General features: G+C 58.1%; 12 protein-coding genes. 4 read left to right on the plus strand and 8 right to left on the minus strand.

Translation table 11 applies throughout. The features are described 5' to 3' along the window. Nucleotides 1-249: 249 nt before the first annotated feature. The 4 genes from LOC68_RS06750 to LOC68_RS06765 all read right to left on the minus strand — a co-directional run bounded on the left by LOC68_RS06750 (nt 250) and on the right by LOC68_RS06765 (nt 6,496). Nucleotides 250-648, minus strand: coding sequence for a hypothetical protein (locus LOC68_RS06750; RefSeq protein WP_230217028.1), 399 nt, complete (start codon nt 646-648; stop codon nt 250-252). Nucleotides 649-770: 122 nt separating this feature from the next. Further along, a complete protein-coding gene (gene pckA / locus LOC68_RS06755) occupies nt 771-2,357 on the minus strand; it encodes a phosphoenolpyruvate carboxykinase (ATP) (RefSeq protein WP_230217030.1) in 1,587 nt (528 codons plus the stop codon). A 198-nt stretch (nt 2,358-2,555) separates the two neighbouring features. Then, complete coding sequence (locus tag LOC68_RS06760) at nt 2,556-4,025, minus strand: DUF1501 domain-containing protein (protein WP_230217032.1); 1,470 nt, start codon at nt 4,023-4,025, stop codon at nt 2,556-2,558. A gap of 65 nt (nt 4,026-4,090) precedes the next feature. Beyond that, nucleotides 4,091-6,496 carry a PSD1 and planctomycete cytochrome C domain-containing protein gene (locus LOC68_RS06765; RefSeq protein ID WP_230217034.1) on the minus strand — a complete coding sequence of 802 codons (2,406 nt, stop codon included), beginning with the start codon at nt 6,494-6,496 and terminating at the stop codon, nt 4,091-4,093. 335 nt (nt 6,497-6,831) lie between these two features. Here LOC68_RS06765 and LOC68_RS06770 point away from each other — a divergent pair, with 335 nt between their 5' ends. From LOC68_RS06770 to LOC68_RS06780, 3 genes are all read left to right on the plus strand, one after another. Beyond that, complete coding sequence (locus LOC68_RS06770; RefSeq protein WP_230217036.1) at nt 6,832-8,004, plus strand: XylR family transcriptional regulator; 1,173 nt, start codon at nt 6,832-6,834, stop codon at nt 8,002-8,004. A 234-nt stretch (nt 8,005-8,238) separates the two neighbouring features. Further along, nucleotides 8,239-8,994 (plus strand): ThuA domain-containing protein, encoded by a 756-nt coding sequence (locus tag LOC68_RS06775; protein WP_230217038.1) that lies wholly within the window; start codon nt 8,239-8,241, stop codon nt 8,992-8,994. 49 nt (nt 8,995-9,043) lie between these two features. Beyond that, nucleotides 9,044-9,625 carry a hypothetical protein gene (locus LOC68_RS06780; RefSeq protein ID WP_230217040.1) on the plus strand — a complete coding sequence of 194 codons (582 nt, stop codon included), beginning with the start codon at nt 9,044-9,046 and terminating at the stop codon, nt 9,623-9,625. 45 nt (nt 9,626-9,670) lie between these two features. Here the strand turns inward: LOC68_RS06780 and purN are convergent, their stop codons facing one another. The 3 genes from purN to LOC68_RS06795 form a co-directional block, all read right to left on the minus strand. Beyond that, complete coding sequence (purN, locus tag LOC68_RS06785) at nt 9,671-10,303, minus strand: phosphoribosylglycinamide formyltransferase (RefSeq protein ID WP_230217042.1); 633 nt, start codon at nt 10,301-10,303, stop codon at nt 9,671-9,673. A 3-nt stretch (nt 10,304-10,306) separates the two neighbouring features. Further along, on the minus strand, nt 10,307-13,672 hold the full coding sequence (ileS, locus tag LOC68_RS06790) for an isoleucine--tRNA ligase (RefSeq protein WP_230217043.1): 3,366 nt from the start codon (nt 13,670-13,672) through the stop codon (nt 10,307-10,309). Between the two features lie 173 nt (nt 13,673-13,845). Further along, complete coding sequence (locus LOC68_RS06795; RefSeq protein WP_230217045.1) at nt 13,846-15,165, minus strand: PQQ-binding-like beta-propeller repeat protein; 1,320 nt, start codon at nt 15,163-15,165, stop codon at nt 13,846-13,848. 268 nt (nt 15,166-15,433) lie between these two features. Here LOC68_RS06795 and LOC68_RS06800 point away from each other — a divergent pair, with 268 nt between their 5' ends. Continuing rightward, on the plus strand, nt 15,434-16,735 hold the full coding sequence (locus tag LOC68_RS06800; protein WP_230217047.1) for a leucine-rich repeat domain-containing protein: 1,302 nt from the start codon (nt 15,434-15,436) through the stop codon (nt 16,733-16,735). Between the two features lie 96 nt (nt 16,736-16,831). On the opposite strand, the gene LOC68_RS06805 is transcribed toward LOC68_RS06800, so the two are convergent. Then, nucleotides 16,832-17,299, minus strand: a complete 468-nt coding sequence (locus LOC68_RS06805) for a hypothetical protein (protein WP_230217049.1) — start codon at nt 17,297-17,299, stop codon at nt 16,832-16,834. Nucleotides 17,300-17,573: the final 274 nt, after the last annotated feature.

Genomic DNA, 17,573 nt, shown 5'->3' on the forward strand with positions numbered 1-17,573 from the left:
CCGAAGAGAATGAACTTTCAATTCTTCACCTTCGATAGAACCAGATAGCAGTTGCTGTGCCACATTCCGACTATCTGTTCGGCAAAATCAGAAATCGACGTTTGCCTCGAAGAAACGACGAACTTCGCATGCGCAATTCCCTTCGGATCAAGCGACGAAAATGCGTTTAGGCCGCTTGGCTTTGAGCGCCTGCCCGCCAGCGCGAACGCGCGACAACCAGGCGATTGAACGTTTTACGATCGTGAACTGCTATTTGTTGTTTGGCGTTGGCTTCTCTTCGAAGTAGGACTGGAACTTCTCGTCAATCTGCTTTCCGAGCGCTTCCGCAGCGCTTTCAAACGGATGGTAGACCGTCTGTTGGAAATGGGCGATTTCCCGCTCGACCAGATTGACCGCGCGATTCGCTTGATAGGCGGTCCACATGACCCCTGCCATGCTAATTAACGACAAGGAGACGCTTCCGATCATGCACCATTTGATGATTTCGACTGATTGAACCACTTGTCGCTGTTCTCGTCGTCGTCGCGACGCTTTGCGTCTGCGGCGCAGTTCGCTCTCTCTGGCGTCTGCCGCCGCTTGTTGTCGTTCGACGACCTGCTCGACGATCGATTCAATATCGATCTTGTCTGTCGCAGTGGAGCTGCTCATGGCGGAAGGAGTCGCAAGATCCATGCCGTTTGATCAATTCTTCTCGGAAATTTCCTGACAGCGCAAGCAAAAGGCCGCCAGCATCGCGGCGGCCTTCATGCAGTTATTTGCTGCGGTTTCGACTAGCTCTTCGGACCTGCTTTCAGGACCGCTTCGCTCACGCCGCCGGCATACTTCTTGAAGTTGTCGGTAAACAGGGTGGCTAGTTTCTTGGCCGCCTCCGCATAGGCTTCCGGGTTGGGCCAGCTGGTTTTCGGGACCAACAATTCGCTCGGAACGCCAGGGACGTCGGTGATCATCTCCAGGCCGAAGAAAGGATCGGTCTCGGTCTTGCTGTCGCTGAGCGTACCCGCATGGATCGCGTCAATGATCGCCCGCGTGTAGCTGAGCTTAAAGCGAGATCCGACGCCATAGCCGCCGCCGGCCCAGCCGGTGTTAACCAGCCAGACTTTTGCGTTGTGCTTCGCCATCTTTTCGGCGAGCAGTTCCGCGTATTTGCCGGGATGCCAGACCAGGAACGGACCGCCGAAGCAAGGGCTGAAGGTCGCCTGCGGTTCGGTGATGCCCATTTCGGTTCCGGCGACTTTGGCGGTGTAGCCGCTGATGAAGTGATACATCGCTTGTTCCGGCGTCAAACGACTGACCGGAGGCAGCACGCCGAACGCATCGCACGTCAAAAAGATAACGTCGCCAGGATGGCCAGCGATGCAGGGGATCTTCGCGTTGCGAATGAACTCGATCGGATAGGCGCCGCGGGTGTTTTGCGTGATGCTGGTGTTGCTGAAGTCGACATGGTGATCGTCTTCGTCGTAGACCACGTTTTCGAGCACCGCGCCGAAGCGGAGGGCCTGGAAGATTTCGGGCTCCGAATCAGGCGCCAGGTCGATCGCTTTGGCGTAGCAGCCCCCTTCGATGTTGAAGATGCCGTCGTCCGACCAGCAGTGTTCGTCGTCGCCAATCAGCAGGCGTTTCGGATCGGCCGAGAGGGTCGTTTTGCCGGTACCGGAGAGCCCAAACATCACCGAGCTATGTCCCGAGTGCGGGTCGGTGGTCGCCGAGCAGTGCATCGACAACACGCCCAACTTCGGCATGTAGTAGTTCATCATGGTGAAGACGCCTTTTTTCATTTCACCGGCGTATTCGGTTCCCAGGATGACCATTTCCCGCTTTTCGAGGCTGACGTCGACGCTCGTCTTCGAGGTCATGCCCGGCGTGTGTTGATTGGCCGGAAATTGCCCGGCGTTGTAGATCACCACTTCCGGATCGCCAAATTCGGCCAACTCTTCCGGCGTCGGCCGGATCAGCATGGTGTGCATGAAGAGGGCATGATAAGGGCGCGAACAAATGACGCGCACTTTTAGCCGATACTTCGGATCCCAACCGGCGAACGCATCGATGACGTAAAGCGCCTTTCGGGTGTTGAGATAGTCCTTGGCCCGCTCGAGATTGATTTCGTAGGTCGCTTCGTCGATCTGGATGTTAATCGAACCCCACCAGACCTGTTCGGCCGATTCGTCGGCTCGGACGATTCGCTTGTCTTTGGGGGAACGCCCGGTCTTGGCGCCCGAATAGGCGATTAGCGCCCCAGAATCGGCGATCGCCGCCTTTTCGTCGTTGCGAATCGCTTCTTCATAAAGCCGCGAAGGGGCTAGATTGCGGCGTACATCCGCGACACTGATGCCATAGGGGGTAAGATCCACGGTCCCCATCGTCCTGCCTCCTGAATCGAAAGTCATTCCGCCCATGTTGCAACTCCGATTCTAGCATTTCTACCGCGAATGAAGGGAGAGGAGTGACGCAGGCAAGGGGCGGGGAACTGGGCAATTGCAAAAAATGTGGTCTGTTTTGCAAAAAAAAGAGCCGGCCCGAGGGCCAGCTCTCTTCGATTGTCGAATTGTCGTGTTGGACTAGATGATCTCGCGAATCGGGTCGACATGTTCGACGCCGACCAGCTTCTGATCCAAGCCGCTATAGAAGTAGCTGAGGTGATTGGGGTCGAGACCCAATTGGTGCAGCACCGTAGCGTGCATATCTTTCACCTTCAGCGGGCGTTCGACCGCTTCGGCGCCCAGTTCGTCGGTGGCGCCGACCGAACGTCCACCCTTGATTCCACCGCCGGCCATCCACATGGTGAAGCCATACGAGTTGTGATCGCGGCCGGTCCCTTCGGCGTACTCCGCCGTCGGCTGACGTCCGAACTCACCACCCCAGATCACCAGCGTTTCGTCCAACAGGCCGTTGCGCTTCAGGTCTTTCAACAGGCCGGCGATCGGCTTGTCGGTGCGACCTGCGTGATAGTTGTGGTTCTTTTCCAGGTCGCCGTGGGCGTCCCAGTTGTTGTCGTTGTGGTGGCCGCCTGAGTAAAGCTGGACGAAGCGAACGCCCCGTTGAACCAGACGACGCGCCATCAAGCAGCGACGGCCGAATTCTTCGGTCTGCGGATTGTCCATGCCGTACAGTTTCAGGGTGTCTTCGGTCTCATCGGCGAAGTCGACCGCTTCCGGCGCCGATTCTTGCATCTTGTAGGCAAGCTCATAGCTGGCGATGCGAGCCGCCAGGTCCGAGTTGTCGATACGAGACGCCAGGTGACGATCGTTCGAGTCCTTCAGCGTGTCGAGGATGTCGCGCTGCATGTCGCGGGTAATCCCTTGCGGCGGCTTCAGGTCGATGATTGGCGCTCCCTTCGAACGGAAGATCGAACCTTGGTAGGTCGCCGGCATGAAGCCGCTCGACCAGTTCTTGGCGCCGCTGATCGGACCGCCGGTCGGATCGAGCATAACGACGTGACCCGGCAGATTTTCATTGACGCTTCCCAAGCCGTAGTTGACCCACGAGCCCATGCAGGGGAAGCCGCTCAGAATGCGACCGGAGTTCATGTTCAGCATCGCCGAACCATGAATCGGCGACTCGGCGGTCATCGACTTCAAAAAGGCGATGTCGTCAACGCAGGTCGCCAGGTTCGGAAACAGTTCCGAGACCCATTGGCCTGATTCGCCGTACTGCTTGAAGTTCCACTTCGGACCGACAACGCGCCCCTCGTTCTTTTCGCCGCCGCGGCCTTTGGTTTTTACCGGCACGGTCTTGCCGTCGAGCGGATAGAGTTTCGGCTTGTAGTCGAACGTGTCGATGTGGCTCGGCCCGCCGTACATGAAGAGGAAGATGACGCTCTTCGCTTTGGCCGGGAAGTGAGGCTGCTTGGCCGCCAGCGGATTCTTGAACGTACTTTCGCCTTCGGAACCGAGCGCCTGACTGGTCAGGAAGCCGTCCCCCGCGAGCATCGCGGTGAGCGCGAGCCCGGTGAACTTGCCCCCCGCTTCCCAAAGGAATTCGCGACGGGTTCGTCCGCAAAAATCGCCGTGGTGTGAATGATTGGCCATCGTATTTCTCTCCCTTCCTGCGATTGACTACGCGGTCGAAGTGACCGCCGACGATCGCAGTTTGGCTAGTCGATAAAAATGAATTCGTTCAAGTTCAGCACCATCAAGCAGTAGAGATCGAGGGCACGATCATCGCTCAATGAGTGCTTTGCTTTCAGTTTGGCGATCAGCTGTTCGCCGGCTTGGATGTCGGCTTCGGTCGCCGCACGTCCCAGCCCTTTTTCGATTGACAAGACGATTTGCTGTCGCAGATCGCCAGGGGCTTCCTTCCGGAGCGAATCGCCAAATTCCTTGGCTTGTTCGTTCAGGAAGTCGCCGTTGAGCATCCCGAGCGCTTGCGCCGGTTGCGTGGTTGCAAAACGTTCCGGGCAAAGAGCGTCGGTTTCTGGGAAGTCGTAGTTCGCGAGCATCGGCGGAATCAGCGAGCGTTTGACGAAGATGTAAATCGCGCGGCGATTGCGTTCGTCTTCCGACGAGTCATGCCAACCGGCGCCCGGCTGCGACTGCCCCGCTTTCACTTCGTCCGAAACCTTCGGGTAGTAGCTGGGGCCGAACATCTTGTCGTTGAAGGTGCCGTTGGCGACCAGCAGCGAATCGTAGATTTCTTCGGCCGACAGACGACGCATGTCATGACGCCACAGCAGATTGTTCGCGGGGTCTTTCGCCAGGCCTTCCGGGGAACCGGCCGACGACATCTGATAGGTGTTGGACATCATGATCAGCTTGTGGATCTGCTTCATGCTCCAGCCGTTGTTGGCGAATTCCAACGCGAGCCAGTCGAGCAGCTTCGGATGGGTTGGTTGATCGCCGAGCTGGCCGAAGTTGTCGGTCGAGCGGACGATGCCGCGGCCGAAGTGATGCTGCCACAAGCGATTGACCATCACCCGCGACGTCAGCATGTTGTCTTTCGACGCGATCCAATTGGCCAGCGCCAAGCGACGACCCGAGGTTTGACCATTTGCCGGCGGAACAATCTTCGGCTCCGGCGATTCAAAGATCTCCGGGAAGCCAGGCGCCACTTCGTCGCCGGGGACGTGCGGATTGCCACGCATCATCACGGTCGTCGACGGCGGCGGATTGAGCGCCTTGTTGATCGCCATCGCGAACTGACGCGGCGGCAGCTTTTCCTGCCGCTGACGAGCCGCTTGCAGCTCTTTACGCAGCTCTTCGTACTGCTTGCTTTGATCGGGAAGGATCTCGGCGATCTTCTTTTCGATCTCGCGACGCTTCTTCGGATTGCGGGCCTCTTTGCGTTCCCCTTCCGGAAGCTGATCGACCACCTGGCGATAGATGTCGTCCATTTGGCCTTGCAGTTCGCCAATTTTGCGTTCGGCTTCTTCGTGCTGTTTGCGAACGTCGTCCGAGGTGATTTCGCGACGGCTGTTCGAGATGTCCCCTCGGCGACCGTACGGCGCGACGTCGCGCATCAGCGCGAGCATCTTGTAGTAGTCGGTCTGCGGGATCGGGTCGATCTTGTGATCGTGGCAACGCGAGCAATTGATCGTCAGACCAAGCATCGCTTTACCGGTGGTGTTCAGCAAATCGTCATAGTGATCGTACTCGTGCTGCAGCGGATCGGCCGGTTCGTCGTCCCAGACTCCGAGACGGTAATAACCGGTGGCGATGATCGATTCCGGGGTCGCATTCGCCAGTTCGTCCCCGGCCAACTGTTCGATCAAAAACTGATCGTACGGTTTGTCTTCGTTGAGCGAGCGAATAACGTAGTCGCGATATTTCCAAGCGTCGGGCTTGTCGCCGTCACGTTCAAAGCTGTTGGTTTCGGCGAAGCGAACCAGGTCAAGCCAGTGACGGCCCCAACGTTCGCCATACTGCGGCATCGCCAGCAAACGATCGACCAACTTTTCGTAGGCGTCCGGCGACTCGTCCGCAACGAACGCTTCGATTTCGGCATAGGTCGGCGGCAAGCCGATCAGGTCGTAGTAAGCGCGGCGAATCAACGTGCGGCGATCGGCGCGGCCGTTCGGCTCGAGGCCGTTTTTTTCGAGACGCTTCAGGACAAAGTTGTCGATCGGATTGGCGACCAAGTCGGCGTGCTCCACTTCCGGCGGAGTTTGCACTTCCGGCTTTTCGAACGCCCAATGCTTTTTCCAATTGGCGCCTTCGCCGATCCATTGACGGATCAGGGCGACTTCTTCCGCTTTCAGCGGTTTGCCTTCCGGCGGCATACGTTCCGAATCATCGGTCGCGATGATGCGGCGCAACAGCTCGCTTTCGTCCGGCTTGCCCGGAATGATCGCGGCCATGCCGGAGTCGGCTTCGGCCATCGCCCCTTCGCGCGTGTCGAGCTGCAGACCCGACTCTCCTTCGCCGGGACCGTGGCACGAGTAACAGCGTTTCGCTAGCAGCGGCTGAATGTCGCGAGCGTAATCAACTTCGTCTTGACCATAGCTGGTTGCGCTCATCGCAAGCAGACAAAACAGCGGGACGAGTTTGGGGATGAAACGACTCAATTGCTTGCTCCAGGAACGTCGGACGGGACGCGTAGGCGGCAGGATGTCAGGTCTGGCAGGAAACGAAATCATCAGAAAAGGGAAAAGGACGATCTCGTCATGGTCTCATTCTTCATCTTTGGGCGGTTCGATTCAATGAGTTTTCGAAACCCGGAATTGAGAAGTTTTGCAGGGAACGACTGCTGGGGGGCGTTGAAAAGGCAAAAAAACGGCAAAATCGACCCCAAAAAAGGGTTCACTAGCTCGATATTGCATTGCGTACGTCCGCCAACGTCGTTCATAATTGGCAGATTGGGATTCTCGCCACTGCTGACTCTTGAGAATTGTTACGCTCCATGCAACGTCGCCGCGTGATGCTGATTGTCGAAACGTCGCTGGTTTACGGACGCGAGGTTTTACGGGGAATTAATCGATACGTCGTGGCGAATGAGCCTTGGTCGATCTACGTCGACTTGCGTGAGTTGGTCGTAAGACCCCCCGCGTGGCTGGAAAAGTGGGAAGGAGACGGCATTATCACCCGGTCGACCACCCCGAGTCTGGCTGAGAAACTTCGCGCATTGAAGATTCCGACCGTCGACCTGACCGACATTTACGGGAATCAGGGATTGCCGCAGATTGGCACCAACCACGAAGCGGTCGGCAAAATGGGCGCACAGCACCTTCTAGAGAGGGGTTTTCGCCACTTCGCCTTTTGCGGGTTCACGGGACACAACTGGTCGACACGTCGCCAGGAAGGTTTCAAAGCGGTGGTGACCAAGGCTGGTTTCGACTTCCACCAGTACCATTCTCCCTGGGATACGACGACCGCGCTGACCTGGGATGAACAGCAAAGCCAGATCGTCCGTTGGCTGGAATCGCTGCCGCGGCCGATCGGGATCATGGCCTGTAACGACATGCGTGGTCAGCACGTGCTGGACGCATGTCGCCGCATCAGCGTCGCCGTGCCGGAAGAAATCGCCGTGATCGGCGTCGACAACGACGAACTGGTCTGCGACCTGTGCGATCCGCCGCTGTCGAGCATCATGCCGAACCCGCAGCGGATCGGTTACGAAGCGGCGGCGATGCTCGACGCGCTGATGCGCGGCGAAGAGCCGAAGCAGATGAGCAAGCTGATCGAACCGATCGGCGTCGTTACCCGGCAGTCGACCGACGTGCTGGCGATTGACGATCCGCTGGTCGCCTCGGCGGTCAAATACATTCGCCAGCATGCGTGCGACGGCATTTCGGTCGAAGACGTTTTGAAGCAGGTCCCCGTCTCGCGTAGCATTCTGGAACGCCGTTTCCGCAAATACATCGGCCGCTCGCCGCAGTCCGAAATTCGCGCCGTGCAACTGAAGCGGGTCCGCCAGCTCCTCCGCGAAACCGACTTGCCGCTGGAACGAATCGCCACCCTCGCCGGTTACGACCATCCGGAATACATGAGCGTCGTCTTCAAACGAGAACTGGGCCAAACGCCGGGTCAGTACCGAACCCAAAACGTCAAAGGCGCCTCGCGCCGGTTCCGGTAGTCATCTCAACACTAGCCCGCAGCGCAAGCGAGGGAATGTGCTTGCAAGTTGATGACAAATCTCGAAGCTCGAATGACGAACTAGCTTTTTCTTCGTTGTTCCGGTTTCGACATTCGTCAAACTGCCTAACGCATTCCCTTGCTTGCGCTGCGGGCTAGTATTCTTGGCTAGTGTTCGCGCGATTCGCCATTCGCTACTCTTTCTAGTGTGCCTGAACCTGGAAGGAGCATTCTCATGACGAGCCGACCGCTGCGGATCACGATCTGGAACGAATATGCCCATGAGCGGGAAAACCCGGTCGTCGGCAAGATCTATCCTGAGGGGATTCATAACGCGATCGCCGCTTTTCTTCGTGAGAAACTGGGCGGCGAAGCCGAAGTAGGAACGGCGACGCTAGATGAGCCGGAACATGGGCTCACGGTCGAAAAGCTGGCCGCCACCGATGTGCTCTACTGGTGGGGACATGCGAAGCATCTCGACGTGCAGGACGAGATCGTCGATCGAGTGCAGCAGCGCGTGCTTGAAGGAATGGGGCTGGTCGTGCTCCACTCCGGTCATGACTCGAAGATCTTCAAGCGAATGCTCGGCACTCGTTGTTCGCTCCGCTGGCGCGAAGCCGGCGAACGAGAACGACTTTGGATCACCGCCCCGGGGCATCCGATCGCCAGCGGACTAACCGGCGAATACTTTGAATTGCCGCACGCCGAGATGTATGGCGAGTACTTTGATATCCCGCAGCCGGATGACGTGATCTTTATCAGCTGGTTCGAAGGGGGCGAGGTCTTCCGCAGCGGCTGCACCTTTACCCGCGGCGCCGGGAAGATCTTCTATTTTCGGCCCGGGCATGAGACTTATCCGATCTACTACGACGCCAACATTCAGCAGGTGCTGACCAACGCGGCGCTCTGGGCCCGGCCGAGCGGGACGACGTATCTAGGAACGTGTCGTAATCCTACGGAGTCGCTGAGCCCGATTGAACGTCGCGAGTAGGGCGGTTACAACGTCCGTTCGTCGAAATCGTGGATTGGAAGGAAACAGTATGAGCGGCGATCTGTTCTTCGGAGTGATGGAGCGACTAACCCCGCAGCTTCGTGCTGGTGATCCCAGCGGGTGTGAAGTGGGGGCGATCGAGGCGCTGCTGGCCCTCCCGGCAACGCCGTTTCACATCGCGGCAGATTTGAACATAAGCAATGATCCTGCCGAAGTCGCTGCCCATTTTGATCGTTTCTATCGGTTGGAATCGCTCCGGTTAGACATCGGTGCGGTCTATACGGAGATGAATGGATTCGATATCAATCCTGACCGTTGGTATTGCGACGTGTTTGCCTACATTTCGGATGGCGGAATCGAGGATTGGGACTGGCTTAGTAATTGGCAATCGGAATACTTCTACGACTGTACGATCACTGGGCTAGAACCATTGCAGAATGTTTACGCTAGCAAGGCGTTCCGCGATCCGGCGAACAACGACGCAAGCTATCTTTCGAGCATCGTGGTCGTCACCAAGTTCCAGCGTTTCATGCAACGATGTGCGGCGGAGATGGTCGATTTGCGAGTGCCCCTTTACATAACAGCGCATGACTTCGACTATATTGCTCGCATCGTTCCCGCAGGTAAATGATCTGGCGATTTTACGGGCGTTTGGCATGCCTAGTCGCAATAGCGTCTAGCGAACCGCGACTTTTCGACCGTCGATCGTAATACGGCCTTCGGCGAACAATTGCAGCACGTGCGGGTAGAGTTCGCATTCCGCCTCGAAGACACGCGCGGCGAGGGCCGCGGCGTCGTCATCGGGTAAGACCGGAACCGATTGTTGGGCGACGACCGGACCGTTGTCGTAATGATTGTCGACCAAGTGAATTGTGCAGCCGCTTAGTTTGACGCCGTAGTCAATCGCCGCCTGGTGAACGCGGGCGCCATAAAAACCTTCGCCGCAAAAGGCCGGGATCAGCGACGGGTGAATGTTGATCACGCGATTGTCAAAGTCGGCCGGAATCAGCACATGCTTCAGGAAACCGCCCATCACGACCAGGTCGACGCCGGCGGCGCGGCAGGCGCCGAAGACGGCTTCGCTGAACGACTCGGTCGACTCGTACGACTTCCAATCGGCGATCGAGACGGGAATGTCGCCGTCGGTCGCGTACTGAAGGCCCTTCGCTTTCGGCGTGCTGGAGACGACGAGCGCGACCTTGATCCAGAGATGTTCGGCGGCGATCTTCTCGAGCAAGTTGCGCAGCGTCGTGCCGCCGCCTGAGATCAGAACGGCGACACGCAGCGGGTTATCGGCACAGTGGCTCATGCGTTACGCTTTCTTGACGTACAGCTTGGCGGCGAAGTCGCCAATTTCGCACTCGATCGGATCAACGCCGGCCAGAGCTTTCGATTGCAGGCTGTTGCCGAGCGTTTCGCCGGTGATGTAGTCGCCGTTTTCGGTCAGCGCTTCGTTTAGCTCGGCCGCATCGGTTACGACGCCGATCTCGATCCGATCGGTGTAGGCCAAGTCCATTTCCTTGCGCTGGTCTTGGATCAAGCGAACCAAATCCTTGCAATAACCTTCGCGAAGCAACTCCGGCGTGAGCTCTTTGTTGAGGACCACCACGCACATCTTCCCTTGGGCGGCGGCCCAACCGGCCTTCGCTTGCAAGCGAACCTGGATATCTTCGCCGTCGAGTTCGATCGACTCGCCGCCGACTTCCAGCGTGATCTTTCCGCTGCTATCGAGCTGCGACAGCAAGTCGCCCCCGTCCGCTTTGCCGAGCGCCGCTTTGACTTGCGGCAGTAGCTTGCCGATCTTTGGGCCAAGCCGCTTGAAGTTCGGCTGCACCTGGTAGTCGATGTACTCTTTCCCTTCCTGCGTGAACCGTACCTCTTTGACGTTCAGTTCTTCGCAGATCAAGCCGCCGTGCGACTCGAGCCACTGCTGATGCGTCGCGTCGGCCAGCACCACTTCGACCAACGACAGCGGCTGACGAACCTTCAGCTTCTCGTCCATGCGGGCCTTGCGGCCAAGCGACGAGATTTCGCGGATCATGTTCATGCGAGTCGACAGTTGCTTGTCGATCGCCGTCTGGTCGGCCGACGGGAAATCGCACAGGTGGACGCTTTCCAAAGCGCGCTTGCCGAAGACCCCGGCCAAACTGCGCCACAGCCCTTCCGCCAAAAATGGCGTGAACGGGGCGATCAGCTTGCAGGTGGTGATCAAACATTCGTACAGCGTCCAGTAAGCGTCGAGCTTCTCCGGCGAGTCCTTGTCTCCGCTCCAGAAGCGATCGCGGCTGCGGCGAACGTACCAGTTGCTCAGTGCGTCGACAAAATCGATCAGCGCTCCGCAGGCCGCGTAGTTGTCGTACGCGTCCATCCGGTCGGTAACCGTAGCGATCGTCTTGTTTAATTCGCTCAGCACCCAACGATCGAGCTCGCTTCGCTCGGCGTACGCGCGATATCCTTTCGCGCCGGCCATGTCGGTCGGGGATAGTTGTCCCGCTTCGCCGGCGATCGCCTGTTCCGGTTCAAATCCGTCGATGTTGGCGTAGATCGTGAAGAAGCTGTAGACGTTCCACAGCCGCAGCAGAAACTCTGGAATACTGTCCTTGATTGACTGCTCGTTGTAACGGATCGACGTCCAAGGCGGTTGATTGGCGAATAGGTACCAGCGAAGGGCGTCGGCGCCGTACTTGTCGAAGATCTCGTTCGGCTCGCGATAGTTCTTCTTGCTCTTCGACATCTTCTTGCCGTCTTCGCCCAGCATCAGCCCCAGCACGATGCAGTTCTTAAACGGGTGAGGATAGTCGTGTTTGACGGTTTTGCCGTCGCCCCCTTCGCCGAACAGCAGCGTGCTGATCGCCGTTTGGCTGTAGAACCAACCGCGCGTCTGGTCGATCGCTTCGCTGATGAAGTCGGCCGGGAACTGCTCTTCGAAACGATCGGCGTTTTGGTACGGATAGCCCCACTGCGCGAACGGCATCGCGCCGGAGTCGAACCAGCAGTCGATCACTTCGGTGACGCGGCGCATCGTGGCGCCCTTGGCGAACGGCGAATCGTAGGTGATTTCGTCGATGTACGGCTTGTGGATCTTCAGATCGTCGACCAGATCGGGATTCGCCTGTTTGGCCGCTTCCCAAACGTCAAAGCCGGCGGCGCCGGGCTTCGCTTCCAATTCGGCGTAGCTGCCGATCGCTTCCATCTGGCCCGTCTCGTCGCAAACCCAGATCGGCAGCGGCGTTCCCCAATAGCGTTCGCGCGACAGCGCCCAGTCGACGTTCGACTCGAGGAAGTTGCCGAACCGCCCGTCGCGGATATGTTCCGGCATCCAGTTGATTTGCTTGTTGTTCGCCAGCATTTCGTCTTTGAACTGCGTGGTGCGAACGAACCAGCTCTTCCGCGGATACTGGATCAACGGATCTTCGTCGGCCCGCCAGCAGAACGGGTAGCTGTGCAGGTACTGATCGAGCAGGAAGAGGAGCCCGCGATTCTTGAGTTCGTGAGCGATGTCCTTGTCGGCCTCTTTAACCCAACGCCCTTTGTAGTCGGGCGCTTCGTCGGTGAACTTGCCGTCGGGACCGACGGCGCAGATCAACTCTGGACCTTCGCTTGGCGCGAAGCGTTCCTGCTCGGCTTTTAGCACGTCGTAGTCGACTTCACCGAAGGCGGGCGCTTGATGGACGACGCCGGTACCGCTATCGGTCGTGACGAAGTCGGCGGCGACGACGCGCCAGGCGACGTGCTGCTTCGTCTTGCCGTTGGCCAACGTCCCCTGGGCGTCTCCCAGCGTCTTGTAGTAGTAGTCGAACGGCGGCAGATAACGCTTGCCGAGCAGTTCGGCGCCTTGGAAAGTGGCGACCGTCTTCCAGTTCTTTTTGGTCTTGGTCGCCAGCGGTTCGATGAGCGCGGTCGCCAGGATCAGACGCTCGCCGGAATCTTCATCTTCGACGGTCGAGTATTCGAGCTCTGGGTGAACGGCGGCGAACTGGTTGCTCGGCAACGTCCAAGGAGTCGTCGTCCAGACCAACAGCGCCGTCTTCGGATCTTCGACCAGTGGAAAGCGGACGTAGACGCTGGGATCGGCGACGTCTTTGTAACCTTCCCCCACTTCGCCGCTCGAGAGCGCCGTACCACCCTGCGCCCACCACCAAACGATCTTGTGTCCTTGATACAGCAGGCCGCGATCGTAGAAGTTCTTGAGCGCCCACCAGACGCTTTCGACATAGCTCTGGTGATAGGTGACGTACGCTTCGTCCAGCTTGATCCAGAAGCCGAGACGTTCGGTCAGACGTTCCCATTCTTTCATATAGCGCCAGACGCTGGCCTGGCACTTGTGGATGAACGGCTCAACGCCGAAGTTTTCGATTTCTTCCTTCGAGTGGATCCCCATCTCTTTGCAGACTTCGACTTCGACCGGCAAGCCGTGGGTGTCCCAACCGGCTTTCCGTTCGCAGTAATAGCCCCGCATGGTGCGGTAACGGGGAAAGACGTCTTTGATCGCGCGCGTCAGACAGTGGCCGGGATGCGGCATGCCGTTGGCGGTCGGAGGGCCTTCGTAGAAGACGAATTTGGGCCCTTCGCGGCGAGCTTCGAGCGATTTTTCGTAAATCTTGTGCGACTTCCAGAAATCCAGAACTTCGGCTTCCAGTTGAGGGAACTGCACGTTTTGTTGGTTTTCAGGAAACATGTCGCGGTATTCGGTTTAAAGTCAAGCGATCGAACGACTTGGGAGCGGGCCTCCCAAGCAAACAGGCGATTTTCTCCTAGACGGGCCAAAAATGGAATGCCCCCGCCGGAAACGAGTTCCGCCGGGGGCATTAGAGGGCTTCGTCAGAATTGCGGTTCGCGCGGCTTTGCGGACTATTCGGCCGCCAGATCGACGCAAACAAGCTCTTTGTCATTACGGAGATAGGCCGATTTGTTGGCGTAAGCCGGATGGGCCCAGACCACAGCGCGGCCGAACGCTTCGTTGGTCGGCTCCAGAATGTGGGCGCGGTTGATTTCCGTATACGCTTCCGGCGTGAGGTCGGCGAAGATCAGATCGCCGGTTTCGCTCGCCAAGATGTAGCGGTTGCCGGTTTCGCCCAGCTTCACCAGGAAGGCGGTCGCATGCTTCGGGCGACGCTCGGGCGAGGTCGGCTTCTGCGTTTCCCACAGTCGCTTGCCATCTTCGACCTTGGCCGCCATCAACTGGCCGCTGATGCCGTCGACGCCGTAAATCGTCTTGCCGTCGACAATCGGCGGAGCGTTGGCCGTGGCGATCGAAGTCTTACCAGTCCCACGCCACAGAACTTCGGCGCCGGGCTCTTCGGTCAGTTTTAACAGGACGCTGGTATCCGAGTACCCGCCGGCGAAGAGGAGATTCCCTTCCTGGCGCGGCGGCGAAATCGACATCGCATACGACGGTTCGAGCGGAACCGACCAGTAAACTTCGCCGGTCGCCGGGTTCAGACTGTTCAGCGAGAGGGGATGCCAGATCAGCAGCTGTTTCTTGCCGGCGAATTCGATCATCGTTGGCGGGCAATAACCTTGGGACGGCGCCGAGAGTGCTCGCCACAGTTCCTTGCCGCTGTTCTTATCGAAGGCGACCGCGATCGAACCTTCGCCGCCGACGATGCAATACAACGTATCGCCGTCGACCAGCGGAGCGGCCGAATAGCCCCAGAACGGAGCGTCGCATTTGAACTCTTTACGCAGCTCTTTTTTCCAGACGACTTCGCCGTTGACCGCGTTGAAGCAGATCAGGTCTCCTTCGGCGCCCAGGGTATAGACTTTGTCGCCGTCGACGGTTGGAGTTGCCCGCGGTCCGGCGCCGTAGCTGATGCTGTAGTTGCGCGGATACTCGTACTTCCAGATTTCTTTACCGGTCGCGACGTCAAAGCAAAGGACCCGCTCGGTACCGGTCAGAACGTCCGGTCCCCCGGGATTGTTGGTGATGTCGCCGGTTTTCTTCAGATAGTCGGTCAGGAAGACGCGCCCATCGGCCACGGCCGGACCAGAGTATCCATAGCTAACCGGAACGCGCCATTTGATCTTGGCGCCACTTTCTGGGAACTGACCAGCGACGCCGCTCTCGCGCCAGATGCTGTCTCGCTCGGGGCCAAGCCATTGGGGCCAATCAGCAGCCGATATGGGGGCGACGGCAAACGCCAACAGCAACAATGAAGCGGAGCGAATCATAGGAAGGTTCCTGATTCTTAAGGGAAATGCGGGGGGAGACGGCAGCGCACATTGTCGTTGGATGTCGCGGTTAGCCAAGACGTCACAGCAAACTTTGCCAAGGTTGCCGATAATTGAGACCTGTTGCGCGGTTTTGTCTGGCGTATTTTGTTTTTCCTCTATTCGCGTTTGCTGGTACGCTCGTTGCGAATGCGGGCATTTCGCCGTAAAATGGGCCGTTTGGCCTCGCTTCGTTCCCGCTTACTTCCGTAAAGAGGATGCCCGCCTAATGCGATTCTTGCCCGCCTGGCTCGCCGTTGCTTTGTTGGTTTTTACGACTGGTTGTCCGCCGAAGTCGACTCCCGATACTGCGGAGGTTCCCACCAAAGTCGAGCCTGAGAAGAAGGTTGAACCGGATGACGCGGAAGCGGTGGCCGCGTTGGAAGCCTTGGGGGGACGTTTGACGAAGGACGATCGGGGCGTCGTTACCGTCGTCGATATGTCGGCTTTGTCGTTCAACGACGAACAACTTGCTCCTTTGGGCAAATTGAAGAACGTCAAAATCTTGAAGCTCTACGGCGCCGACGTCCATGACGCGACGATCGACAACGTGGTGCAGATGAAGGATCTCCGCGACTTCAGCGCCGCGAATACGGTTCTCACCGACGCCGCCGTCGAAAAGCTGGTGACCTTGCCGGAGCTGTCCGTGCTGCAACTGCGTCGCACTAACATCACCAACAAGTCGCTCGAATCGATGTTGGCGCTGCCGAAGCTGCGCTATCTCGATCTCCGCTACGACGCGGTCAACGACGAAGGGATGCCGACCGTCGCGAAGATGAAAAATCTGGAAGTCTTGCGTTTGGAGGGCGCCCGCATCAGCGACGTCGGTCTGAAAGAACTGGCCGGCCTGAGCAAGATGAAGTTCCTCAATTTGCGGGGCACCGACATTACCGACGCTGGGTTCGAAGCGATTTCGCACATGACGAATCTGGAAACGCTCGAAACCAACGGCACTGCGATGACCGATGAAGGCGCCAAGTATCTCGCGCCGCTGACCAAGCTGAAGAAGCTGGAACTTTATCGCGCTCTGCTGACCGACGAAGGCTTGGCGAACCTGAAGGGGATGCCGGACCTGGAGCACCTGATGTTGCGGGAAACGGCGATCGAAGGTCCGGGGATCGAAAGCTTGACCGGCCTAACGAAGCTGAAGTCGCTCGACCTGAGCGAAACGTCGTTCCGCGACGAAGGAATGGTCCATATCGCCAAGATGCCGGCGCTCGAATCGCTGAACCTGTGGTTCACCCGCGTGACCGCCGACGGTTTAGCTCACATCAAAGATATGAAGACCTTGAAGAAGCTGAACCTGGACGATCAAGGCTTGGGTGACGACGCGATGGCCCATTTGGCCGGACTGGAAAACCTGGAAGAGCTGTCGATCAACAGCAACGACCAGATCACCAACGAATCGGTCCAGTACCTGAAGAACCTGAAGCACTTGAAGAAGCTGTCGATCGCCTTCACGCAGATCGATTACCAAGGCGTCAAGGAACTGAAGGACGCGATTCCGGGTCTGGAAGTGAAAGAAGGTTAAACGACGGAGTCGTTCGCCATCAAGAAATCAAAAAGAGCGAGCGTTCCTTGCGGGACGCTCGCTCTTTTTTCGTAGGTTGCGACAAACGTCGCGGGGTTAAATGCGGGACATGCCGGCCGGAAAAGGGGAGGGGACGGTGTTCAAGAATCGTCCGCCATTGTCATACCACCCTTGTTTCGTATAGCGGCACCAGGTGAGGTCCATCAGGAAGCTGGCGATGTAACCTCCCGGAGTTTCGATCGTCACGATCACGCGACGATGCGGAATCGGTTGCTGATGATAGAAGTCCATGCCGCGTTCGGTCAGCGTTTTTCCGACGACGACGACCGTCTGTTCGACCAGCGGTTCTCCCGCCTTGTTTACCGGCGTGAGGTAGAGCAGGTGCGGAAAGGGATAGCGTTGATCGCGACGCCGATCAGCGTACGCCAACCGCGCCCCTTTGCCGGCCGCGCCAATAATGGAACGGACCTGCACGCGCACTTCAAGCTCGTGCTCGCTCAGGTTGACCCGGAGCGGCGTCGATGCGAAGTCGCCGATAGAAAAGTCGGAAGTCGATAGCTCCATAGTTGCGTAAGCTTTCCACGATTACTGCGAACCGCGACGCATCCTGCCCAAGGTTGATGCGACGCGACTCTCAATAGGGTCAATATTGGCAAATCGTTAACGCGTTGAATTCACGGATGGATTACAAGCGTGCGCATTGGCAGTCGGTATTGGCGGAAAGATAGGTGACGAAGCGTCGAGAGTAGCGAGACGAGCGACGTGCGATCCCCGTTACGGAGACGACGCCGGGTATTTTGAAGACGCAAGTTCGCAGCCAGGTGGCCTATGATCAAAC

Source organism: Blastopirellula sediminis, assembly GCF_020966755.1.
Classification (GTDB): Bacteria; Planctomycetota; Planctomycetia; order Pirellulales; family Pirellulaceae; genus Blastopirellula; species Blastopirellula sediminis.